The 22,130-nt window shown below is 41.7% G+C and carries 18 protein-coding genes; 8 read left to right on the top strand and 10 right to left on the bottom strand.

The genetic code is table 11. The features are described from left to right. The first annotated feature begins 68 nt into the window (after positions 1-68). From rimO to BUQ89_RS14395, 6 genes are all read left to right on the top strand, one after another. Positions 69-1,418, top strand: coding sequence for a 30S ribosomal protein S12 methylthiotransferase RimO (gene rimO / locus BUQ89_RS08030; RefSeq protein ID WP_028461207.1), 1,350 nt, complete (start codon positions 69-71; stop codon positions 1,416-1,418). Between the two features lie 27 nt (positions 1,419-1,445). Further along, the gene (earP, locus tag BUQ89_RS08035) at positions 1,446-2,579 is read left to right on the top strand and encodes an elongation factor P maturation arginine rhamnosyltransferase EarP (protein WP_028461206.1); all 1,134 of its coding nucleotides are present in this window, start codon (positions 1,446-1,448) and stop codon (positions 2,577-2,579) included. Positions 2,580-2,659: 80 nt separating this feature from the next. Then, a complete protein-coding gene (locus tag BUQ89_RS08040) occupies positions 2,660-3,223 on the top strand; it encodes an elongation factor P (protein WP_028461205.1) in 564 nt (187 codons plus the stop codon). 216 nt (positions 3,224-3,439) lie between these two features. Continuing rightward, positions 3,440-3,862 (top strand): Fur family transcriptional regulator, encoded by a 423-nt coding sequence (locus BUQ89_RS08045; RefSeq protein ID WP_028461204.1) that lies wholly within the window; start codon positions 3,440-3,442, stop codon positions 3,860-3,862. Positions 3,863-3,924: 62 nt separating this feature from the next. Further along, the gene (locus BUQ89_RS08050) at positions 3,925-4,293 is read left to right on the top strand and encodes a hypothetical protein (protein WP_051537558.1); all 369 of its coding nucleotides are present in this window, start codon (positions 3,925-3,927) and stop codon (positions 4,291-4,293) included. Between the two features lie 129 nt (positions 4,294-4,422). Then, on the top strand, positions 4,423-6,489 hold the full coding sequence (locus BUQ89_RS14395; RefSeq protein WP_083399511.1) for a TonB-dependent receptor: 2,067 nt from the start codon (positions 4,423-4,425) through the stop codon (positions 6,487-6,489). A 340-nt stretch (positions 6,490-6,829) separates the two neighbouring features. Here the strand turns inward: BUQ89_RS14395 and BUQ89_RS08060 are convergent, their stop codons facing one another. From BUQ89_RS08060 to BUQ89_RS08105, 10 genes are all read right to left on the bottom strand, one after another. Further along, positions 6,830-7,390, bottom strand: coding sequence for a NifU family protein (locus BUQ89_RS08060; protein ID WP_028461202.1), 561 nt, complete (start codon positions 7,388-7,390; stop codon positions 6,830-6,832). 96 nt (positions 7,391-7,486) lie between these two features. Then, entirely contained in the window at positions 7,487-7,969 is a 483-nt protein-coding gene (gene sufU / locus BUQ89_RS08065) for a Fe-S cluster assembly sulfur transfer protein SufU (protein WP_028461201.1), read from the bottom strand. A 1-nt stretch (position 7,970) separates the two neighbouring features. Beyond that, positions 7,971-9,230, bottom strand: a complete 1,260-nt coding sequence (locus tag BUQ89_RS08070; RefSeq protein WP_028461200.1) for a cysteine desulfurase — start codon at positions 9,228-9,230, stop codon at positions 7,971-7,973. Further along, positions 9,227-10,534: a Fe-S cluster assembly protein SufD gene (gene sufD, locus BUQ89_RS08075; RefSeq protein WP_028461199.1), complete on the bottom strand. Its 1,308-nt coding sequence runs from the start codon at positions 10,532-10,534 to the stop codon at positions 9,227-9,229. Before sufD ends, BUQ89_RS08070 begins: the two co-directional genes overlap by 4 nt. Then, on the bottom strand, positions 10,531-11,325 hold the full coding sequence (gene sufC, locus BUQ89_RS08080; protein WP_028461198.1) for a Fe-S cluster assembly ATPase SufC: 795 nt from the start codon (positions 11,323-11,325) through the stop codon (positions 10,531-10,533). Before sufC ends, sufD begins: the two co-directional genes overlap by 4 nt. Continuing rightward, complete coding sequence (sufB, locus tag BUQ89_RS08085) at positions 11,322-12,758, bottom strand: Fe-S cluster assembly protein SufB (protein WP_028461197.1); 1,437 nt, start codon at positions 12,756-12,758, stop codon at positions 11,322-11,324. The genes sufC and sufB overlap by 4 nt, the downstream gene beginning before the upstream one ends. Before the next feature lie 134 nt (positions 12,759-12,892). After that, the gene (locus tag BUQ89_RS08090) at positions 12,893-13,234 is read right to left on the bottom strand and encodes a HesB/IscA family protein (RefSeq protein ID WP_028461196.1); all 342 of its coding nucleotides are present in this window, start codon (positions 13,232-13,234) and stop codon (positions 12,893-12,895) included. 214 nt (positions 13,235-13,448) lie between these two features. Then, positions 13,449-13,922, bottom strand: a complete 474-nt coding sequence (gene iscR / locus BUQ89_RS08095) for a Fe-S cluster assembly transcriptional regulator IscR (RefSeq protein WP_028461195.1) — start codon at positions 13,920-13,922, stop codon at positions 13,449-13,451. A gap of 358 nt (positions 13,923-14,280) precedes the next feature. Then, positions 14,281-15,246 carry a cupredoxin domain-containing protein gene (locus tag BUQ89_RS08100; RefSeq protein ID WP_051537557.1) on the bottom strand — a complete coding sequence of 322 codons (966 nt, stop codon included), beginning with the start codon at positions 15,244-15,246 and terminating at the stop codon, positions 14,281-14,283. Next, positions 15,239-16,948 carry a multicopper oxidase domain-containing protein gene (locus BUQ89_RS08105; protein ID WP_036572860.1) on the bottom strand — a complete coding sequence of 570 codons (1,710 nt, stop codon included), beginning with the start codon at positions 16,946-16,948 and terminating at the stop codon, positions 15,239-15,241. The genes BUQ89_RS08100 and BUQ89_RS08105 overlap by 8 nt, the downstream gene beginning before the upstream one ends. 868 nt (positions 16,949-17,816) lie before the next feature. Between BUQ89_RS08105 and BUQ89_RS08110 the strand changes: the two genes are divergently transcribed. Both BUQ89_RS08110 and BUQ89_RS08115 read left to right on the top strand, forming a co-directional pair. Then, positions 17,817-18,995, top strand: coding sequence for an efflux RND transporter periplasmic adaptor subunit (locus tag BUQ89_RS08110; RefSeq protein ID WP_083399513.1), 1,179 nt, complete (start codon positions 17,817-17,819; stop codon positions 18,993-18,995). A 39-nt stretch (positions 18,996-19,034) separates the two neighbouring features. Beyond that, the gene (locus BUQ89_RS08115; RefSeq protein ID WP_028461194.1) at positions 19,035-22,121 is read left to right on the top strand and encodes an efflux RND transporter permease subunit; all 3,087 of its coding nucleotides are present in this window, start codon (positions 19,035-19,037) and stop codon (positions 22,119-22,121) included. The last annotated feature ends 9 nt before the right edge of the window (positions 22,122-22,130 follow it).

Consider the following 22,130-nt stretch of genomic DNA (forward strand, 5'->3'; position numbering starts at 1 on the left):
TTTTTAAAGTACGATTCTTACTTACTATAAATTATAGCTGGTTAGCTATTACTAATATCGGGTATTACATGTCTTCGCTTAAACAATCGCTTCCCAGAATTGGTTTTGTTTCACTTGGCTGCCCTAAGGCACTGGTTGATTCTGAACGAATTCTTACTCAATTACGTGTCGAGGGATATGGCATTTCTCCCACTTACGAGAACGCTGATCTGGTCATAATCAATACCTGCGGATTTATTGATAGTGCTGTGGAGGAATCACTGGATGCAATTGGTGAAGCGCTGGCTGAAAACGGTAAGGTTATTGTCACGGGTTGTCTTGGTGCGAAAGGTGATGGTGAGGTGGTTAAAAAAGCGCACCCACAGGTATTGGCCGTTACAGGTCCGCATGCCCTACCAGAAGTGATGGCTGCTGTGCATCAGCATTTACCTCAGCCACACGACCCTTATACTAGTTTAATTCCACCCCAAGGCATTCGGTTAACGCCAAAACATTATGCTTATGTAAAGATCTCTGAAGGTTGTAACCATCGCTGTACCTTTTGTATCATTCCAAGTATGCGGGGTGATCTGGTTAGTCGCCCCATTGGCGAAGTTATGCAAGAAGCGGAGAATCTGGTTCAGGCGGGTGTTAAAGAATTGCTGATCATTTCACAAGATACCAGTGCTTATGGTGTCGATATTAAATATCGTACTGGTTTTTGGCAGGGCAGACCGCTAAAGACGCGTTTAACTGAGTTAACGCAAGCGCTATCTACACTGGGAGTGTGGGTAAGGCTGCACTATGTTTATCCATATCCGCATGTCGATGAAATCATCCCATTAATGGCAGAAGGTAAAATATTGCCTTATCTTGATGTGCCGTTCCAACATGCTAGCCCACGTATTTTAAAAGCAATGAAGCGACCAGCAAGTGTTGAAAACAATTTAGCGCGTATCCAGAGTTGGCGACAAATATGCCCGGATATCACGTTGCGTAGTACTTTTATAGTTGGTTTTCCGGGTGAGACTGAAGCAGAATTTGAACTGCTGCTACAGTTCTTGCAGGAGGCGCAGCTGGATCGTGTGGGTTGTTTTACTTATTCGCCCGTTGAAGGTGCAACGGCCAATGCTTTACCCGATGCTCTTCCAGAAGATATCAAAGAAGAGCGTCGTGCTCGTTTCATGGCAACACAGGAAGAGATTAGTAGTCAGCGGCTTACTCGCAGAATAGGTCAGCGAATGACTGTATTGGTCGATGACGTCCAGGATAATCAGGTGGTTGCTCGTAGTGCTGCTGATGCGCCAGAAATTGATGGTCTGGTGTATATGGCTGATGCCCCTCATTTAAAATCCGGTGACTTTGTGGAAGTCGAAATTATTGCTTCCGATGCGCATGATTTGCAGGCCAAATTAGTTGAAGCAGCCGTCTTGGAGTAAGGGCAGTGAACGTGATGGTGGCATCTGATGCAACGACGCTGGGATATTTTCTGCACGATTATTGATAACTATGGCGATATCGGAGTTAGCTGGCGGCTTGCGCGTCAGCTGGCATGCGAATACCAACTAATAGTCAGGTTATGGGTAGATGATCTGGCCAGTTTTGTGCGCATTGCACCAGACATTAATCCGGTCATGGCGGAACAGCAAATTCAAGATGTTGAAATACGCCTCTGGCCGCAACAATTTATTGGGCTTAAGCCTGCAGAGGTCGTAATTGAAGCGTTTGGTTGCAAATTACCTGATGCCTATATAATAGCAATGGGACAATCGACGCAGCACCCGGTATGGATTAATCTAGAATATCTCAGCGCTGAAAATTGGGTAGCGAACTATCATAGTTTGCCATCCCCTCATCCTCGTTTACCTTTAGTCAAATATTTTTTTTTCCCTGGATTCGTGCGGAATACGGGGGGATTATTACGGGAGCGAAAACTATTATCTACTCACAACGCATTTGATGAGGCTGCGCAGTCTGCGTTTTGGCAACGGCTGGGTATTCCGGCACGTAGAGAAAAGGAGCTGCGTATTACCTTGTTTTGTTATGATTTTGCGCCATTGGAAGGGTTGATTGCAGCGTGGGTTTATTCAACCGTTCCTGTTTATGTGCTGATACCACAGGGATCCGTTGCTGAAAAAGTGACAGCATATATTGATCCTGAATCTTCTGGGATAAGTGAGGTGCTGCAATTGGGTCAGTTATCTGTGCAGTGCATCCCGTTTTTAGAGCAGACTGACTATGACCGGTTATTGTGGGCGTGCGATTTTAATTTCGTGAGGGGCGAAGATTCATTTATTCGTGCTCAGTGGGCAAGAAAACCATTCGTCTGGCATATTTATCCGCAATCAGAGAATACACATTGGACAAAGTTAGAGGCTTTTCTTAATCTTTATACAGCCAACATGCTACCAGAGGTCGCAGGTGTGGTGCGCGCACTGTGGTATAGCTGGAATGGACGCGGTCAAATTAATGATACTTGGCTTGCCTTTGTCGCTCATCAGGTCGCATTACAACAATATAATCAGGCCTGGGCTGAGCAGCTGTGTTACCAAAATGATCTGGCATCCAATCTAGTGTCGTTTGCTGAAAATCGGATATAATTTGCAACCCATAAGGAGTGAGGGAGTTGCTATTTTTAAGCGATCACCTGACTGCGAACAATTTAATTTTAGGATGAAATATGAAAACCGCAATGGAGCTACGCTCAGGTAATGTTGTCATGATCGGTAATGATCCGATGGTAGTACAGAAGAGCGAGTTCACTAAATCAGGACGTAATGCATCCGTAGTTAAGATGAAGCTAAAAAGCCTGTTTTCTGAAACGGTTACTGAGTCCGTTTATAAAGCAGATGAAAAATTTGACATCGTGGTATTAGATCGTCAAGACTGCACGTATAGTTATTACGCCGATCCGTTATATGTGTTTATGGACGTAGATTATAATCAAATAGAAGTAGAGGCAAGTAACATGCCTGATGTATTGAACTATTTGATTGATGGCATGGAAGATGTTTGCCAAGTGACCTTTTATGAGGATAAAGCCATTTCAGTTGAATTGCCATCCACTATTGTTCGTGAGGTAGAGTATACGGAGCCTGCTGTACGCGGAGATACTACTGGAAAAATCATGAAACCGGCACGTCTGAAAGGCACCGATTTTGAGATTCAGGTTGCTGCTTTCGTCGAAATTGGTGATAAGATTGAAATTGATACACGTACCAATGAGTTTAAGAAGCGGGTCTAGTGTATCTATACGTAATTAGAAGAAGAAAGATCGCTGTTAATTGCCCTTAATTTTGAGACTTTTGTGATTATTCTGTTTCTTAGTTTACTGATCCTTTTTAAATGAATCGTTGTTTGTTGTAACTATTTGTTTTATATTGATTAATCAAAATATGCCATTGCAAATATAAAGCAGATTTATTACAATGATTGCAACAGTGTTGCATAAATATTTTCTATGTCTATCAATTTTCAAAGAGCAGCTGAAAAAATAATCCGACACAGTGGTGATCGAACAACAGTGGGCAGGGTTGGTATTCTTGCTATTTTATTAGGTGAAAAGCAGGCGATTACGCATCGTGAAATTGAAGTGCGGCTAATTGGGAAACGACGGTTAAATCGGGTCACGCTTTATCGTGTGCTTGAATGGCTAACAGAAAGGGGCTTGGTACATAAAATAATCAGTACTGATAGGGTATGGCGATTTAGGGCAAATGAGGATATACACTTACATCAGCATGCTCACTTTGAATGTACGCGCTGCACAAAGGTAATTTGTCTTGATGATTCTCCTGCTAGACAAGGTTGGTCATTGCCAACCGGTTATCGACTTCAGGAGGTTGAATTGACAGTTAAAGGCCTGTGTTCCCAATGTGTCTAAAATGCTTAGATAGACATAAAAAACTAAAATAATTAACAGTATCGCTACGATTTTAATCCTTCATGATGCGTAAGAGCTTAATTTTTGCTTTGATATTAGCGTTATTGTTCCTGCCGATTTTCTTGATGGCACATGTGTTTACGCATTATGCTCAAACTGAGGTAGCGGGCGTTATTCAAGTCGACAGTAATCATGATGAACGTGATATCAATGCTGATATTGATGAAATCTGTCTTGATTGTTTTGCCTCGATAGCTCTGAATATTATTCTTATCACTGTATTGTTGTTCCTGCTTATTCAGTTAGCCAGCCAGTTATTAGCGCAGCTAAGGATTGAGTATGGTATTCAGCAGGAACCTTCTCTTTATTATTCGCGCGCACCTCCGGTTAGAAGTTCTTGGGTATTATTTCTAGCTAACTGTGATGGATAGAATTCTGCATTAGATAAGCTGCTATTGCACCGTCATCGCTCATCGTTTTATGTTCATTCTGTATGCATTTTCATCTGGTTTTATGCAACTCTGTTGCATAAAACCTATTAATGTGTTGATAGGAACTGCGTGAAATATTTAAATTATGATTTCTGTGAAGTTAAAACTCAGGATATAAATAGACGCTATAAGTTGGCGATATTTGTTTGTTGTTTCTCATTGTTCGAAATATCGCATGCTTATGCTCAGGATACAGATAACACTGCCAATTTGCCCGATGTTACGGTGACGGCATCACCCTTCGAAGATCGTGGTGCGCTTGAGATGACCCAACCTATAACTGTTTTACAAGGTGATAATTTACGCCGCAAACGTGAAATAAGTCTGGGCGATACTTTATCAAATGAATTGGGTGTGACATCGAGTTCGTTTGGACCAGGCGCTGGTCGTCCTATTATTCGTGCTTTGGATGGTCCACGTATTCAAATTCTGGAAAATGGTGTCGGTGGATTGGATGTGTCATCTCTCAGTCCAGATCATGCTGTTACAGTAGAAACGCTGAATGCGGCACAAATTGAAATTTTGCGTGGCCCAGCAGTATTGCTTTATGGTGGGGGTGCAGCAGGCGGTGTAGTTAATGTCGTAACCAACCGTATCCCAAATCGTTTATTCAGTTCACCTACTGGGAACTTTGAAATACGTGGTAATACGGCGACGGAAGAACGAACAGGTGCTTTTAATGCAAATAGCAGTATTGGCCAGATGTCCTGGAGTTTTGGTGCATTCAAACGTAAAACGGGTGATTATAGCATTCCAGGCCGCGCAGAAATTCATAATCCAGATAGTGAGAAGAATGTAGTCAGAAATAGCGCGGTCGATTCACAAGGCGGATCAGTTGGCGGATCTTTTGTTGGGGAACGTGGATTCTTTGGCGGATCGATTTCTGGAATGGAAAGTGTATACGGTATTCCTGGTCCTGATGGCGCTAGTATTGACTTGAAACAGGTGCGCTATGGTCTGGCAGGTGAATTGGATAGGCCAATTATGGGGTTAGATAAACTTAAGATTCGCATAGGATATAACGACTATAAGCACAATGAGCTGGAGAGTGATGGTGAAGTCAGCACGCGTTATACAAACCGAGAGCTTGATAATCGGATTGAGTTTGTACATACCCCGATTGCGAACTGGAAAGGACTTTTCGGTATACAGCTTCAAGATCGGAACTTTTCTGCCCTGGGAGAAGAAGCGATAATACCTGTGACAAAGTCGCGCTCGACTGGGCTATTCCTGCTTGAAGAACGTAACCTGGATCGTTTACGGCTGGAGTTTGGTGGACGATTCGAACATGCTTCTCGAAATCCACAGAATAATGTGGATTCATCACGGACATTTAATCTTTTTAGTGGTTCTGTAGGTGGGCTATGGACACTGATGGATAACTATGGATTGGGTCTTACCGTTACACGAGGACAACGTGCACCGGCTATAGAAGAGTTATATGTGAACGGAGCGCATCATGGTACGGCTACATTTCAAATCGGTAATAATGCTTTGGCTAAGGAAACTTCCCATAATTTTGACCTTTCTTTGAGGAAGACGGCTGGGATTATTCAATGGAAGGTGAATGCTTTTTATAATCGATTTAATAATTATATCTTTCTGAGTAATCTTGATGTTAATGGTGATGGTGTGGCGGATCGTGTTGATGAGGAGGGTGAGTTAGATCTGGGTGGCGAATTTCAGGCACAGGATATTACTCAGACAGGAGCAACATTTTATGGGGCAGAAGCAGAGGTATTGTTTACATTAAAACCGGATAGTTTTGATTTGCGCCTATTTACAGATTACGTACGCGGTAAGTTGGATAAAAATGGCAATGTCCCTCGCACAACACCCCTTCGCTTTGGAATAGAGCTAAATCATAGAGTTGGCCCTTGGTCAACCAATCTGAATACAATGCATGTATTGCGTCAGAGTCAGCGTGCAGAGCTTGAAACCAGTACATCTGGTTATACGTTAATGAACTTTGAAGCAAGCTATCGTATTAAGGAAACCAAGTCAAATGGTATCAGGTTATTTTTACAAGGTAGAAATTTATTAAATGAAGAAATACGTATTCATACCTCCTTCTTAAAGAATTTTTCTCCGCAGCCAGGACGAGCGCTTGTGGCAGGTTTGAGAGGCGATTTTTAGCTTGAATAGATGTAAAAGACCGCTGCATAACTGGTTATCTCGGGCTGGGAAAGGTTTTTAAGTGTTTGATTTATCAATGCTGCAAGTAATCAGAACAGCTTAAAAACACAGTTATGCAGCGGTCTTTGTAATTATTTCTTATCCTTGTTTTGAGCATGAGTCTGTGCCGATCTCGTAATCATCTGATGGCCAATGGTAGGTTGAATGGCCTTCCTTCCATGTTTTTTTGTCAACACACACAATCATACGGTTCGATGATTAAGGGTGTGATGGAGATGGTGATCGATGCGACACTGACCGAATATGAAAGATATCGGATTTATAGCTCAAAAGAAAATAGTTAACTTGCTACGACTCGAATGTCAGGTTCTATTGCCTTTAACATATGTTCGATTCCTCTGAGAGTGCCTGAAATTGAGCTGGGGCAGGTACCGCAAGCGCCTTGGTAGTGTATTCGAAGAATATCTCCCTCCAGTCCGAGTACATGAAGATCGCCGCCATCATTTTGCAGATAAGGCCGTACTTCCTCATCAAGCAATACGTTGATTCTTTCAAGACGTTGTTGATCCTCAGGACTTAATCCAGCTATGACAGTATTAGCTGCAGCTACTGTGGTCTTAGATTGTTCGGTTGCAGCTGGTGCAGCGCGAATAGGATCAGCGACTTCGCGAGCCAGATCCTGCCAGTTGGCTTCTCCATCTTGCGTGATGGTGATCCAACGATCAACATAAAATACATTGGTAACATGATCAATATCAAACAACGCTGATGCAAGTGGATCATCTTTTGCATCTTCAGCATTATCATACGAATGCGTTATTCCCCAAGTCAAAGGTTCTTTGAGAATGAATTTTAAGGCATTTTTATTAGGTGTTCCCTCAATATCAGCTATTCTTGGCATTTACTTCTATTCACTCCAATATCTTATAAAATTGACCGATAGTTTTATCAAATAAGTTCTTACATAAATAAGGGTAAAAATCATGGCATGATATATTCAAGCGCTATCTGGAGTAGTCTGCAGTGAGCTATCATCTGTCTCGGTTGAAATGCTAGTCATTGAATTGAGAGCAGCATGTAACGTATGCCACGGCAAAATTGCACATTTGACACGTGTAGGCAGGTCCTGTATGCCCGAGAACACAGTGAGTCGTCCGAGATGATTAGGACGGTCCAGGGCAAGCTTTCCCATCGCCATCTCACGAAATTCCTGAATTAAGGTTTCAGCATCCGCACGTGACTTTCCCTTTACAGCAGTTGTCATCATGGAAGCAGATGCTTTACATATTGCGCAGGATTCGCCCTGGAATGTGATGTGGTTTATTTGCTCTCCATCCAGCTTTAATGCGATATCGAGACGATCACCACATAGAGGATTATGCCCGACTGCATGGTGACTAGCATGGTCTAGCGTTCCGTAATTGCGTGGCTTTCTATTGTGGTCGAGAATGACCTCCTGATAAAGTGATTTTGTATTCATTTTATGAGAAAAATTTTTGTACAGTGCGAATGCTTGCTATCAAGGCATCGATCTCTGTTTTGTTATTGAAGAATGCAAATGAAGCACGAGATGTTGCGGGTATCTTGAAACGTTGCATGACGGGTTGTGTACAATGATGTCCGGTGCGAATAGCAATGCCGTCTTGATCTAGCAGCGTACCTATATCATGCGGATGAATACCATCTATTACAAATGATAGAATAGCTGTTTTAGATGAAGCTGTTCCGATAATATGCACACCCGGTAAATCGTTTATTCGCTCAGTTGCGTAGTTAAGTAGGTCAGTTTCATGTGAATAAATCGTATCCATCCCAATAGTGGATAAATAATCAACCGCAGCACCAAATCCAATTGCTGCAGCAATGGGAGGGGTGCCAGCTTCAAATTTATGTGGAATGGTGTTGTAGGTGGTTTTCTCAAATGTTACAGATGAAATCATATCACCACCTCCCTTAAAAGGCTGCATAGCTTCAAGCAATGCAGCTTTGCCATACAAGATGCCAACGCCTGTGGGCCCACACAGCTTATGAGCGGAAAAAGTATAAAAATCACAATCAAGATCTTGAACATCTACTTTCATATGCGGTGCTGCCTGCGCACCATCGACTAATACGGGTATTTCATGCTGACGTGCAAAAGCAATCATTTGTTTAACTGGATTGATTGTGCCTAGCGCATTAGATACATGTATTAAGCTGACAAATTTAGTACGCTCATTAAAAAGTTTCTCATATTCATCGATGAGAAGTTCGCCTGCATCGTTGATCGGTACAACCCGAATTTTAGCGCCGACCTCTTCTGCTAACATCTGCCATGGAACAATATTTGAGTGATGCTCTAACATCGTCAAAATAATTTCATCGCCTGCCTTGATAAATTTTCGCCCATAGCCGTGCATAACGAGATTGATTGCATCAGTGGTGCCACTCGTAAAGATGACTTCTCTGCTCTCACGTGCATTGATAAAGTGCTGTAGCTTACAGCGTGCGCCTTCAAATTCTGAAGTGGCTACTTCTGATAAGTAATATACGCCACGATTTATATTGGCATGCTGTGCTGTCTGATAATAGGCTAATCGATCAATTATGGTTTGCGGCATCTGGCCAGAGGCAGCGCTATCGAAATAGACCAATGGTTTACCATTGATTTTTAGCTTAAGAATCGGGAAATCAGCACGAATCTTTTCTAGGTCGTAGGTAGAGATAATTTGTTGTTCCAATTCGGCATCAATAATTTTCATAACTTAGAACTCTGTGTTTGTTCTAGTACGGTTTGCTCAAGCTGATTCCTAAGTGATGCGATAGATATACGGTCAATAATTTCCGCACCAAAAGCATAGGTCAATAAATTACGCGCAGCAATTTCGGATAGCCCACGGCTTTTCAAATAAAAGATTTCTTCATTATCAAGCTGGCCAACAGTCGCGCCATGTGCACATTTCACATCATCAGCAAAAATTTCAAGCTGTGGCTTAGTATCGACGTGTGCCTTTCTTGTTAACAATAAATTACGGCTAGATTGAGAAGAATTAGTGCGTTGTGCATTGGGATGCACCATAATTCTACCATTAAAGACAGCGTGAGCAGCACCATCAACAATGCATTTATGTAGCTGGCGGCTAGTACCATGAGGTTTCAAATGGTCAATATCGGTATGCGTATCTGCGAGCTGTTGATCTGCAATCAATGCTAATCCATCAATCGCACAAGTACTGGCTTCATCCGTTAGACGTACATTCAGATTGTGACGTGAAATACGTGCACCAAGGGTGATATTGACTGATTGATAATGGCTTGTGTGCGCCAGTGATACAGCGGCGTTTGCAAAGTGAAAGGCCTGGTTACTATCACGTTGAACCCGGATATGGTTCACTTGAGCCCTGGCTGCAAGGCTAATCTCGGTGACTGTATTCGTAACATAGGTGGATTCTTGCAGTGCAACATAGTCTTCAATAATCGTAGCATTGCTGCCGGTTTCACCAATCACTAGACAGCGTGAGTAACTTGTGACTTCCTTCTGGGTTGCTATGAATAGCAGATGTACAGGAGTGGTTACTGATGTATCATGTGGAATAATTATTACTGCACCATCAAGCAAAAATGCTGTGTTGAATGCAGCAAACACATTGTCCTGAAATTCGACATATTGCCCAAGATGCGCAGCGATGATATCCGTATGAGTCAGCGCAATTTCTGATAAATTACCAGCAATTATATTAGATTTATCCGGAACATTGGATAACTCTGGCGCATAATGACCATCTATGAATACAAGCCGCGTTGTCGCTTCTTCAAGATAAAAAGATTCGATATCAGCAGATTGCAGCTGAGAGGTTATCTGCGCTGGTTGGAATGGCAGTTTAATGAGCGGTGAAATATCAGTAAAGCGCCATTCCTCATCACGCGTTGTAGGCATTCTTAGCATACCAACGCGATCAATTGCTTGGGATCGCAGTTGATTTAACCAAGGAAGAGGGCCTGTTGACAATTCAGGTAATGTCTTAAGTAGGCTTTTGAGATAGCCACTGCTGACAGTTTCATTCATACTGCTGCTCCCACAGTAGTCTCACGCTCAGCATTAAGCCAGTCATAACCACGTGCTTCGAGCTCCAACGCAAGCTCTTTTCCGCCGGTCCTGACGATGCGACCTGAAACCATAACGTGTACGTAATCGGGTACGATATAGTCGAGTAAGCGCTGATAATGCGTGACCAGTATCGTTGCATTATCCTTATTTGTAATTTGATTAACGCCATTTGCAACGATTTTTAAGGCATCAATATCCAGTCCCGAATCGGTCTCATCAAGAATATTCAGCCGTGGTTCCAATAAGGCCATCTGTAAAATTTCATTACGTTTTTTCTCTCCACCAGAAAAGCCTTCATTGACGCTGCGATCCAGGAAATCTGGATTCATGTCCAGTAGCTTCATTTTTTCACGTACAAAGTCATCAAACTCGAGTGGATCAAGCTCATCTTTACCGCGGTGTACCTGTAAGGTATTGTATGCGAGTCTTAGAAACTGGTTATTCGCTACTCCGGGTATTTCAATTGGGTATTGAAATGCGAGAAAAATACCTGCCCGTGCACGCTCTTCAGGCGCAAGTTCAAATAAATTATTATCTTCGAATTGAACATTTCCTCCAGTAACTTCATAAGCGGAGTGACCAGCAAGTACTTTGGCGAGGGTGCTTTTTCCTGAGCCATTTAATCCCATAATTGCATGTATTTCTCCACTTCTTACTGTAAGGTCGATTCCCTTTAGAATTTCAATACCATTTACAGTCGCACGCAAGCCCTGCACATTAAGAATTGTTTTACTGTTCTGATTAATCATCCGACACTTCCCTCTAGCTTGAAACTAAGAAGCTTAGTCGCTTCAACTGCAAATTCCATAGGTAGCTGTTGAAACACATCCTTACAGAATCCATTAATAATCATTGACACAGCTTCTTCAGCATCAATTCCACGTTGCGCAAAATAAAATAGCTGATCTTCCCCTATTTTAGATGTTGAGGCTTCATGTTCAACTTTAGCGCTATTATTCCGTACCTGGATGTATGGAAAAGTATGGGCGCCACATTGATCACCTATTAACATTGAATCACACTGTGAATAATTACGTGCACCATCTGCCGTGGGTGCGATTTTAACGAGTCCGCGATAGCTGCTATTAGAATGGCCTGCTGAAATACCTTTACTGACGATAGTGCTGCGTGTATTTTTTCCGAGATGAATCATTTTGGTGCCAGTATCCGCTTGTTGATAATTGTTGGTGACGGCGACCGAATAAAATTCACCGACTGAATTATCTCCACGTAATATACAGGACGGATATTTCCAGGTAATCGCGGCACCGGTTTCAACCTGAGTCCACGAAATACGCGAGTTAACACCTTTGGCCAAACCACGTTTAGTAACAAAATTATAGATACCACCGATACCATGTTCATCACCTGCGTACCAGTTCTGTACTGTTGAGTATTTAATATCTGCATTATCGAGCGCAATCAGCTCAACAACTGCTGCATGTAGCTGGTTGCTATCAAACCTGGGGGCAGTGCAACCTTCTAGATAAGAAATAGATGCTCCGTCTTCAGCAATGATCAGCGTACGTTCAAATTGACCGGATTCTTCCGTGTTAATACGAAAATAGGTTGATAAGTCCATTGGGCATTTAACACCTTTTGGAATAAAGCAGAATGAGCCATCTGTAAATACGGCTGAATTTAAAGCAGCGTAATAATTATCACCTACGGGTACAACGGAACCCAGGTATTTTTTTACAAGCTCAGGATGCTCTTGTACAGCCTCTGAAATGGAACAGAAAATAATACCCACTTCAGAGAGTTTTTCTTTGTAGGTAGTAGCGACGGATACACTATCAAAAATCACGTCAACAGCAACCCCCGCTAGTGCAGCACGCTCATGCATGGGTACCCCAAGTTTCTCAAACGTACGCAGTAATTCTGGATCAACTTCATCCATGCTGGCCAGTTTCTTCTTTGGCTTAGGTGCTGAATAGTAACTGATAGCTTGAAAATCAATTTTTGGGTAATTAACGTTCTGCCAATGAGGCTCAACCATGGTGAGCCATTTCTTATAAGCTTGAAGCCTAAACGCAAGAAGCCATTCGGGTTCTTTCTTTTTTGCTGAAATCAATCGGATCGTGTCTTCATTAAGTCCTTTGGGTGCAACATCGGATTCAATTTTAGTGACGAAACCGTGTTTATACGGCTGATTAACTAGACTCTGTAATACTGCACTCATTTGGTTTATTCCTCTGATTTTTTCGGCATCTTTGCTGGAAGCAGGAGTTTTACCTGCTGCTAATCAAGATGTCGGGACATAAGAAATAAAAATACATTGAATTATTGTGATTATTCTGTATTTTTTAAGCTTTATTAAGCTTTAATTAGGTCTTTCAAGCTAAAGCTCTCACCGCAGCCACACGCGCTATCAACATTAGGATTGTTTAACTTGAACGAACTATTCAATCCTTCCTTGATAAAATCGATACTTGAGCCATTAAAGAACGGTAAGTCAGTCATATCAATAACGACACTTGCATTATAGGACCCAAATACCCGGTCATTAGCCAGAAATTCATCGGCATAATCAAACGTATAAGCAAAGCCAGAGCAGCCTACTTTTTTGATACTAATTCGTAAAGCCAAACCTTTACCCCGTTTTTCGAGTTGTTGATGTATTTGTTTTGCGGCACTTTCAGTTAATGTAATTACCATATCTTGATTCCATTCGTTATTCACAATTATAAATGATTAACTTAATAAATATTGTTACTCATTAGATTCTCTTTTGGCCATTTAATATTTAAATTCTCAATATAAATAGACACGTATCGCTACAAATTGTTTTTCCCGGCTGTTTTTATATTGAAAAGGCTAAGAATTCTGATAATTGTGTAATCGATAAAACCTGAACTAAAGAAACATCTATTTATGCAGCGGTAGTTTCATGCATGGTTTTCCGGATATCAAACAATGGTGTCGCTTTTTTATCTTGCTGAATTGATTGGTTATCAACAAGTTGTTTGAGTGTCACCGCGCCTAGGTAATCAAAAATGAGCTCATTCAATTTTGCCCAAAGATCATGAGTCATGCATTTGCTGTCATTATGACAGTTCTCTTTTCCACCACATTGTGTGGCATCAATTGGCTCATCAACAGCAAGAATGATGTCAGCTATTGAAACTTCTTCGAGTTCCTTAGCAAGGCAATAGCCACCTCCTGGCCCGCGCACGCTATCCACCAATTCAGACTGGCGCAATTTTGCAAATAATTGTTCAAGGTAGGATAATGAAATTTTTTGTCGTTGACTGATGTCCGCAAGTGTTATTGGATTATTGCTTTGTTGCATTGCTAAATCTAACAGTGCTGTTACCGCGAATCGCCCTTTCGTTGTTAACCTCATGAATAACTCCTTTGATAAATCGGGTGGTATTGGTTGTTAAAAATTAGGTTCAAAAAAGATAATACCCGATGGATTTAGTCAACTATACAATACCCGATAAATTTAGTCAACTATATTGCCAGAGTTATTTTAATCTATTGATTATAAAGGATTAGTTTTAATCTGTTGGAGTTTTTCAAAGGTTTCATCCGGTTTTAAATATGAAATTTCGATAAACAAGCTAGATTTAGCTATGACCAGTTTACTGATAGAGTGGGGATGTAGCAGTAATAATAAGAAAATGAGAGAAGCACTCCGGTGATAACTAGAGTAAAAACTAGTCATCACCAAGTTCATGTCCTCTCAATATGATGAATATTTAGCCTTGGTTATTTTCTACTTTTAATCCTTTTGATAAAAAAAGCTTGTTAATCAACAACAGGATTAATAACCCAACTAACAGACCAAGGGCTGTCATTCCTGAAATAAATGAATTAGTAGCAAAGAAGTCAACAATCTGTTTTGTTATTGAATCTTGGTCTTCCTGATCATTTACTTGTGGTAAATCCGGTGTCTCATAGGTGTCTGTAAGATTATAAGGTGTTAGTCCAGGTATACTGGATAAATCTTCTCCTCCTTTTCCAACAACTAGCTGTGCTTTCATACCTTTTTCCATATGTTGAGATATATCGCAGTGTACGAGATAAGTTTCGTCAGTAGCGGGCACAATGATTGTTCCAGAAATTGTTTTGGGTCCGGTAACCTCAAGGTGAAACATGCCATATTTATATAGATACCTTGGAAGCCCGTGCATCATAAATTGATGGCGAACCTCATCTTCGTTAATAAAATGCCAGGTCACTTTTGCGCAAGGTTTGACATGCCATTCTTGATTATCAAAGGCAAAAGCAGTACCAGGGAAATCTTTTGCATATTTTCTACCCGCCCGTACCGTAATTTCGATTTCCTCAGAGATACTATTACAGCTGCTGGGTAATTTATCAAAATTTTGCCCCATAATCATGCCGCCCTCATGATCCATAATATGGTCATCATCTGCATGGTGGTGGTGATCACCATGATGAGCAGTATGACCTTCTTCAGTTTCGTGTTTTCCATGTTTGCCGGGAGGATCAGCCATCATATGATCATCACCGTGTAGCATGTCACTATGATCACTATGGTCATCATGGTCCATAGAGTGATCATGCTGAGTCATATCATGGTGTTCGTGATTTTCCATATCATGATCACTGTGATCGACAGGTTCTGTCTGATCTGCTGCATGGATAAAGGGACTAAAAAATAGTAAACCTGCTAGTGAGATAGCAATATATTTAATCATTATTCATACTTCCTTTTGAACCTTTGAGGCGAGAGGTCGCGCGCAGAATGGCTTGCTTCATTTGTTGTCTCTTGGTGATTAACAAATAAACAGCAATGCTCAGCAGAAGCCCGTATAAAAAGTTGAGTATTTCCGTGCGCGTAATAGTATCGATTACCGTTTGTCCAGCAGGTATGCCTAAGGTACCTGTGTCATCGAGGTCTTCCCAATCGGATATTTTTCTCTGATGAAATTCCTTAGTAAAGTATTTATTTAACCCAATACCAAGTCCTTGCGGTATGCCCATTTCGTTGAGATATGATCGATAGGCAACTAGACTCGTATTTCCTCCGGGATTGGAACCATCAGTGGTAATCGCTTTTTCCCTGTGATCATGAAACAACCAGAGACCTTCGCCATAACTATGCAATCCATCAATGGTGGTATTTAAGGTGAGATCAATGCGTTGAGCTGGTGCAAGGTCATAAACATCACGTTGGATCTGAGCTATGGGATTATGTTCGACTCCGTCGTAATGAGTTATGGTTGCCTTGTGTCCATGTGTATGTAGTGCCAGTAATTCACCGGTACTATTTAATACGCGCAGTTTTATTTTTTGGTTGGGCTCAACCGGTATGATTGATTCCCGAAGAGTATAAGGATACGACAGGCCATTCAGTGTAAAGTAATCCTCGGTTGAATCAGTTATGTCGTATTTAAGATTCATATCTTGTGCAATTAAACGGGGATCGTTGTATTTCTGAATGATTTCATGGAGTTCCTTGTCCATTGCATGGTAGTGCAGGTCGTATTCCTGGTCAAACTGCTCTGCTATGGCGACAGAAGGGTGTCGAACTTGCCCGCCGCCAATATTTAAAGTTTGAACCCAGTTATTGGGTCGATTTTCTTCGACGATGGTCATGCCGACTAAGCCCATGGCCAGATGCGTATGGGTTTGGACATGGCAATGGTAAAACATGGTGCCAGTCTGGCGTGGCTGAAATTCATAGATGCGTCTTTCGCCTGGCATTAAGAACATTTCACTGGTTTCTGCTACACCATCATTACCCTTATACTCATGGTGTGAAAACGGATGGTCAACGCCGTGCAAATGTATGGTGTGTGGAAGATAGTGCGTGTTTTCTAGCACAATTTGCACAATATCGCCTTGTTCAACACGGATTACCGGTGCAGGTAAACGCAACAGGGATTGGGCTTTAATACTTTCAAAATTTTCGGTTGACATCCCGCTGGTTTTTGGAGCAAAAACCCAAGCGCCGGGCTGTACGCCTGGTGCAATATCAAAGGTTGGGATTACTCCTTCGAAATCAGGTGATCGACCGTTTAATTCGATGACCTCAAGCTTGATAACAATGCGATCTGGATCCCCATCTCCATCCAAGTCATCGGTTTTTATAACGGCATCTGGGGAAAGGCCTGTTTCCATGAGCGTAGCCATGGAAATGTTATTGGTTCCTTTGACAGCTGCTGCAATCCATGCTGGATTATCTGGACTACAAAGGCGTGATTCTCGAATTTTAACACCTTCTATCTCTTGTGCTTCTCGCCAGGCAGCGGATATTTTGGGGTCGCAAACTGGTTCATAATTCAAAGCTGCAGGATCAACCTTTACAGATGGAGGCAATTTTAATGATGCCTCTGCGGTAACGGTGGAAGATATACCGTATAAAATTAATACGGCCATAAAAAAATGAATAGGCATTTCAACGTACCTTTTTAGTTTATATAATTTTCAAATTTAAGCGTTACTGCTTCAGTAAGCGCATTATTTCTCAATTGCAATTCATCCAGTTTTTAATAAATAAATGAATCATTTTTTTTATTAATTAAAACCTTAGAGTACACCTTATTTGATTGTGGATTATCCGATTGGTTCAGACTGGTAAGTAGTTAAAAATAATACATTTATTTATTATAAACTTGGCTGAATCTTATCGTGTGTAATAAAACAAAAAAATAACATGGTTTTTATTTGAGATGGAACTTGAGTTCTTGTAAAGACCCTAAAGCCCTTACCTTCTTATTATACAGAACCCCAAAGCAGCGTATATGAGTTCATTTTATTCATTTGACTAGAGAGGAAAGTACTTTCAATTAAGATAACGCATGAAGTGGGATTTGTTTTACAACCGTTCGTCCAGCTTGTGATTATGAATCAAGGTGTATTTAGGCTCAGTAATCTATACGAGGTAGTGAAGATAAAATTCGGATTTTCTTAACGGCATTGTTCAAAAGATAAGCTTAAAGATAGAATGAGTGCCCGCTGTGGATTTAAATTGACAGTGAGAGAGTGTAAATGCATGCATTCAAACACACACATTATTTTTCGTGATATTGCTTAATATATAGATCATGCCTATACGAACATTCACTGCAATCTAGTTTGGATTAATAAAACGGCCGACAATTTAGACTAGATACCTTGGCGCAAGCTGGTCAATTTCAACCCTTATTAAGAGAATCGTTTTATAGTCAATGTTTGACTAAAGAATGGATCAGTGATTTATCTATTCATAAATAAAATGATTAATCAGGAAACAAGTAATTATTCAGTTGGGGTATAGATGGAGATGGCGATTTTTAGATTCAAGAAAATTATAATTGGTCATTTGCCGGCAAATATTGGTTTCATGATTGCCATTATATTAATAGTGGGGTTTATGTTAACTGCTTGTGGTAGCCGTGAGCCTGTATCCGAAAATACTGCCGCGGATGAGACCATATCAGTTACGGTGCTTCAAATGAAATCAACTAATGTTCCCATCAGTATTGAAACAGTGGCGCAGGTTGAGGGAGCAAAGGAAACTGAGATTCGCCCCCGTGTAGGCGGCATTTTACTAAAATGGCTTTACACAGAAGGTGCGCCAGTGAAAGCAGGGGAGCCTTTATTTTTAATTGACCCAGAGCCTTTTCAGAATAATTTAGCAGAAATACAAGCACAATTGTTGGAGCGAGAGGCGCGTGTCAGGCAAGCCGAACGCGAAGAAAATCGCCAGCGTAGACTAGTGGCTGAGAACTTTGTGAGTCAAAGTGTATATGATATTGCAGCTGCTAATCATGCGGTCGCGAAAGCTGCTTTACAATCGGCAAAAGTGCGTGTGCGGCAAGCTAAGCTGGATCTTTCTTATACAACGGTTATCGCACCTGTAAATGGCATCTCAGGTCGGTTTTTATTTTCTGAAGGCACGCTAGTAGCAGCTAACACCAGTTTGCTAACGACGATTACTCAGCTATCACCAGTATGGATACGCTTTGGTTTTTCTGATAATGAATTGACCCGTTTTGGCGGTCGTTTGAGTGAGCAAAGTGTGCAGCAAGTAAACGTCATCTTACCCGATGGCACAGAGTATCAGAAAAAGGGGCAAATAAACTTTGCTGCGAGTCAGATTGATCCATTATTAGGCACACAACAACTTCGTGCTACATTCGAGAATACTGATCAACGCTTATTGCCTGGTCAGTTTGTGCGTGTTCGAGTGATCGCAGGGGAATCCAGAGATGTTTTTATTGTACCACAAGTTGCTGTACTAACTTCTGATTTGGGTAAATATGTTTATGTGGTCAACGAAAAAAATGAAGTAACGGAGCGTCCAATCGTGGTCGGCAATTGGATAGACAAGAACTGGGTTGTTCTGGAAGGATTGGATGCGGGGGATAAAGTCATTGTTGATAATATTATCAGATTAAATTCCGGTAAAATTGTGATTCCTCATGTGCGCGCCATGTCTTTTATTCAGCCATCCGTCTAATTTAAAGCGATTATTAAATAACCGTAACGAGCCATTCAAGTGACCCAATTCTTCATTACGCGACCTATTTTTGCGTCGGTATTATCAATTGTAATTGTGCTGGCTGGTTTAGCTGCAGCCATGCAGTTGCCAATTGCACAATATCCTCAAATTACACCACCCACCGTTTTCGTAACGGCTACTTTCCCCGGCGCTAGTGCAGAGACGTTGATAAAGACGGTTGCAGCACCTATCGAAGAAAAGTTAAGTGGAGTTGAAGGACTGCTGTATTTTAGTTCTACTGCTGATTCCAGTGGCAGTTTGACTATAACGGTTACCTTTGAGATTGGTACAGATATTGATCGTGCAACGTTCAATGTAAGCAATGAAGTGAATACGGCGCTAGCTCGTCTACCGGATGAAGTGAGGCGTACCGGGGTTGTCGTACAGAAGCGTTCGAATGATTTGCTACTGGTCTTTGCGGTGACGTCGAAAGATAAGAAACATACCCCACTTTTTATAAGTAATTACATTACTACTAATATCCTGGATGAGTTAAGGCGCGCTCCGGGTGTAGGTGAAGCAAGAGTATTCGGTGCGCAAGACTATGCTATTCGTATCTGGCTGCGGCCTGATCGTATGGCGCATTTAGGTATCACCACTAGCGATATTGTGACTGCGATTCGGGCACAAAATACACAATATGCAGTCGGTAAAATTGGCCAGGAGCCTGCATTGGCAGATCAACAACTGGTTTATACAGTAACAGCAAAAGGGCGATTACCGGAACCCGAGCAGTTTGAGAATATTATTCTGCGCGCTGATGGTCCTCGTGGGGTATTGCATCTCAAGGATGTGGCTCGTATCGAGCTTGGTGCGAAGGATTACAATATTCGTACCATATTGAATGGTGAGCCGGGTGTCGGTATTGGTGTTTTTTTGCGCTCAGGTGCTAACGCATTAGATACTGCGGAAGCCATTAAGTCTAAAATGCATGAGCTGAAGCAGGGTTTTCCTGAGGGCATTCAATATGTACTTCCTTATGATACCAGTGATTTTGTCAAGGCTTCAATTCGAGAGGTAGTTAAGACATTGGGTGAGGCCATGATACTGGTTATCCTGGTGGTGTATCTTTTTTTGCAAAGCTGGCGTGCGACATTGATCCCGATTATTGCTGTGCCCATTTCCCTCATTGGCACATTTGCCGGTTTATGGATATTGGATTATTCGATTAATACCATGACATTATTTGCTATGGTGCTCTCTATCGGTATTGTGGTGGATGATGCTATTGTGGTATTGGAAAATATTGAACGATTAATTTCTCAAGAAAAGTTATCACCAATTAATGCTGCAATTAAAGCAATGCAGCAGGTGTCGAGTGCAGTGGTTGCCATGACTTTGGTACTGGTTGCAGTATTTATCCCGGTTGCTTTTCTGGGAGGGATGGCTGGGGAACTATATCGGCAATTTGCGGTGACTGTGGCTGTTGCTGGTGTTATTTCTGGGGTTGTTGCATTAACGCTTTCTCCTACACTTTGCGCCATGTTGCTTCAGTCAACACATAATAATGCCCGATTTTTTCAGCAATTTAATCGAATCTTTGATCGTATCCGTAATTTCTATGTCAGTACGGTTAGATATTCTCTTCATCATTCACTGATTAGTTTGCTGGTATTTATGATGGTTGTTGGTGGTGTGATTTATCTATTGAAAATAATCCCTGGAAGTTTTGTGCCGCCAGAAGATCAGGGGTATGTAATTACTGCCGTTATATTGCCTGATAATGCAACGCTTGCCCGAACAATCCAAACCACAGATTCTATTCGTGCAGAGATGGCAAAAGACCCTGCTGTAATCTTTCATTTCGCAGTTAATGGATTGGATTTTATTGGAGGTGGGAATAAAACAAATGTATCAACAATGTTCGTGCGTATGACGGATTGGTCTGAGCGATCAGCAACTGCGGATGATATTGTGGACAAGCTATTTGATATAGGTTCACAGCAATCTGATGGTTTAGCGCTTGCTTTTAATCCGCCTGCTATTCGTGGATTAGGCAGTACAGGTGGATTTGAAGCCTATATACAAAGCCGAACAAGTTCTGATCCACGTCAGTTATCTAATGTAGTTAATAATCTGCTGGATAAGTTGGAACAAGAACCACTGCTGGCGTCCGTGAATACTTTTTTTAGGCCAACTGTACCTCAGCTTTTTGTTGAGGTCGATGAGGCGAAGGCAATTGCCCAGGGAGTTGCCATTGCGGATATTTATGCTACCTTACAAAGTACAATAGGTTCGTTCTATGTTAACGATTTTAATCGATCGGGCCGAACGTATCGTGTGCAATTACAATCTGAAGCTGCATATCGCATGAAACCGGAGGATTTAGGGAAAGTTTATGTGCGTGCTCACTCATCAGGTCTGATGATTCCATTATCTGCCTTGAGTAAAGTAAGGCATGAAGTGGGTGCGGAGCAACTGGAACGCTTTAATGGTTTATTGTCAGCAAAAATAATGGGGCGAGGTGCTACAGGTGTCAGTTCAGGCGATACAATTAAATTGGTAGAGAAGATTGCGGCTCAAACATTGCCGGATGGTTATCAGATTGCTTGGACGGGTACCGCCTTTCAGGAAAAACAAACGGGTTCTGCAGCATTCTTTGCGTTTAGTCTTGCCATCATTATGGTGTTCTTGATTCTTGCTGCCCAATTTGAGACATGGGCGCTACCTTTAGCGGTCATCATGGCCGTGCCCTTTGCAATTGCGGGTGCATTGATGGCTGTATTATTGCGGGATATGCCAAATGATATTTACTTTCAGATTGGAATGGTAACGTTGATTGCTTTGGCGGCTAAGAACGCCATTTTGCTGGTTGAATTTGCCAGTCAAAAAATGAAAGAAGGTATCGATATTAAACAGGCCGCAATTCAGTCTGCACAATTACGTTTTCGACCTATTGTCATGACTTCAATGGCTTTTATATTAGGCGTGATCCCTTTGGTAATCGCTACTGGGGCAGGTTCTGCTGCCCGGCAATCAATGGGTACCGGCGTATTTGGTGGCATGATTATGGCGGCATTTATTGCAACTGTGTTCGTTCCATTATTTTTTTCTTGGTTTGTTAGCAAACATATGCCAGAGTAACCACGTGTG

This window comes from Nitrosomonas cryotolerans ATCC 49181, from assembly GCF_900143275.1.
Taxonomy (GTDB): Bacteria; Pseudomonadota; Gammaproteobacteria; order Burkholderiales; family Nitrosomonadaceae; genus Nitrosomonas; species Nitrosomonas cryotolerans.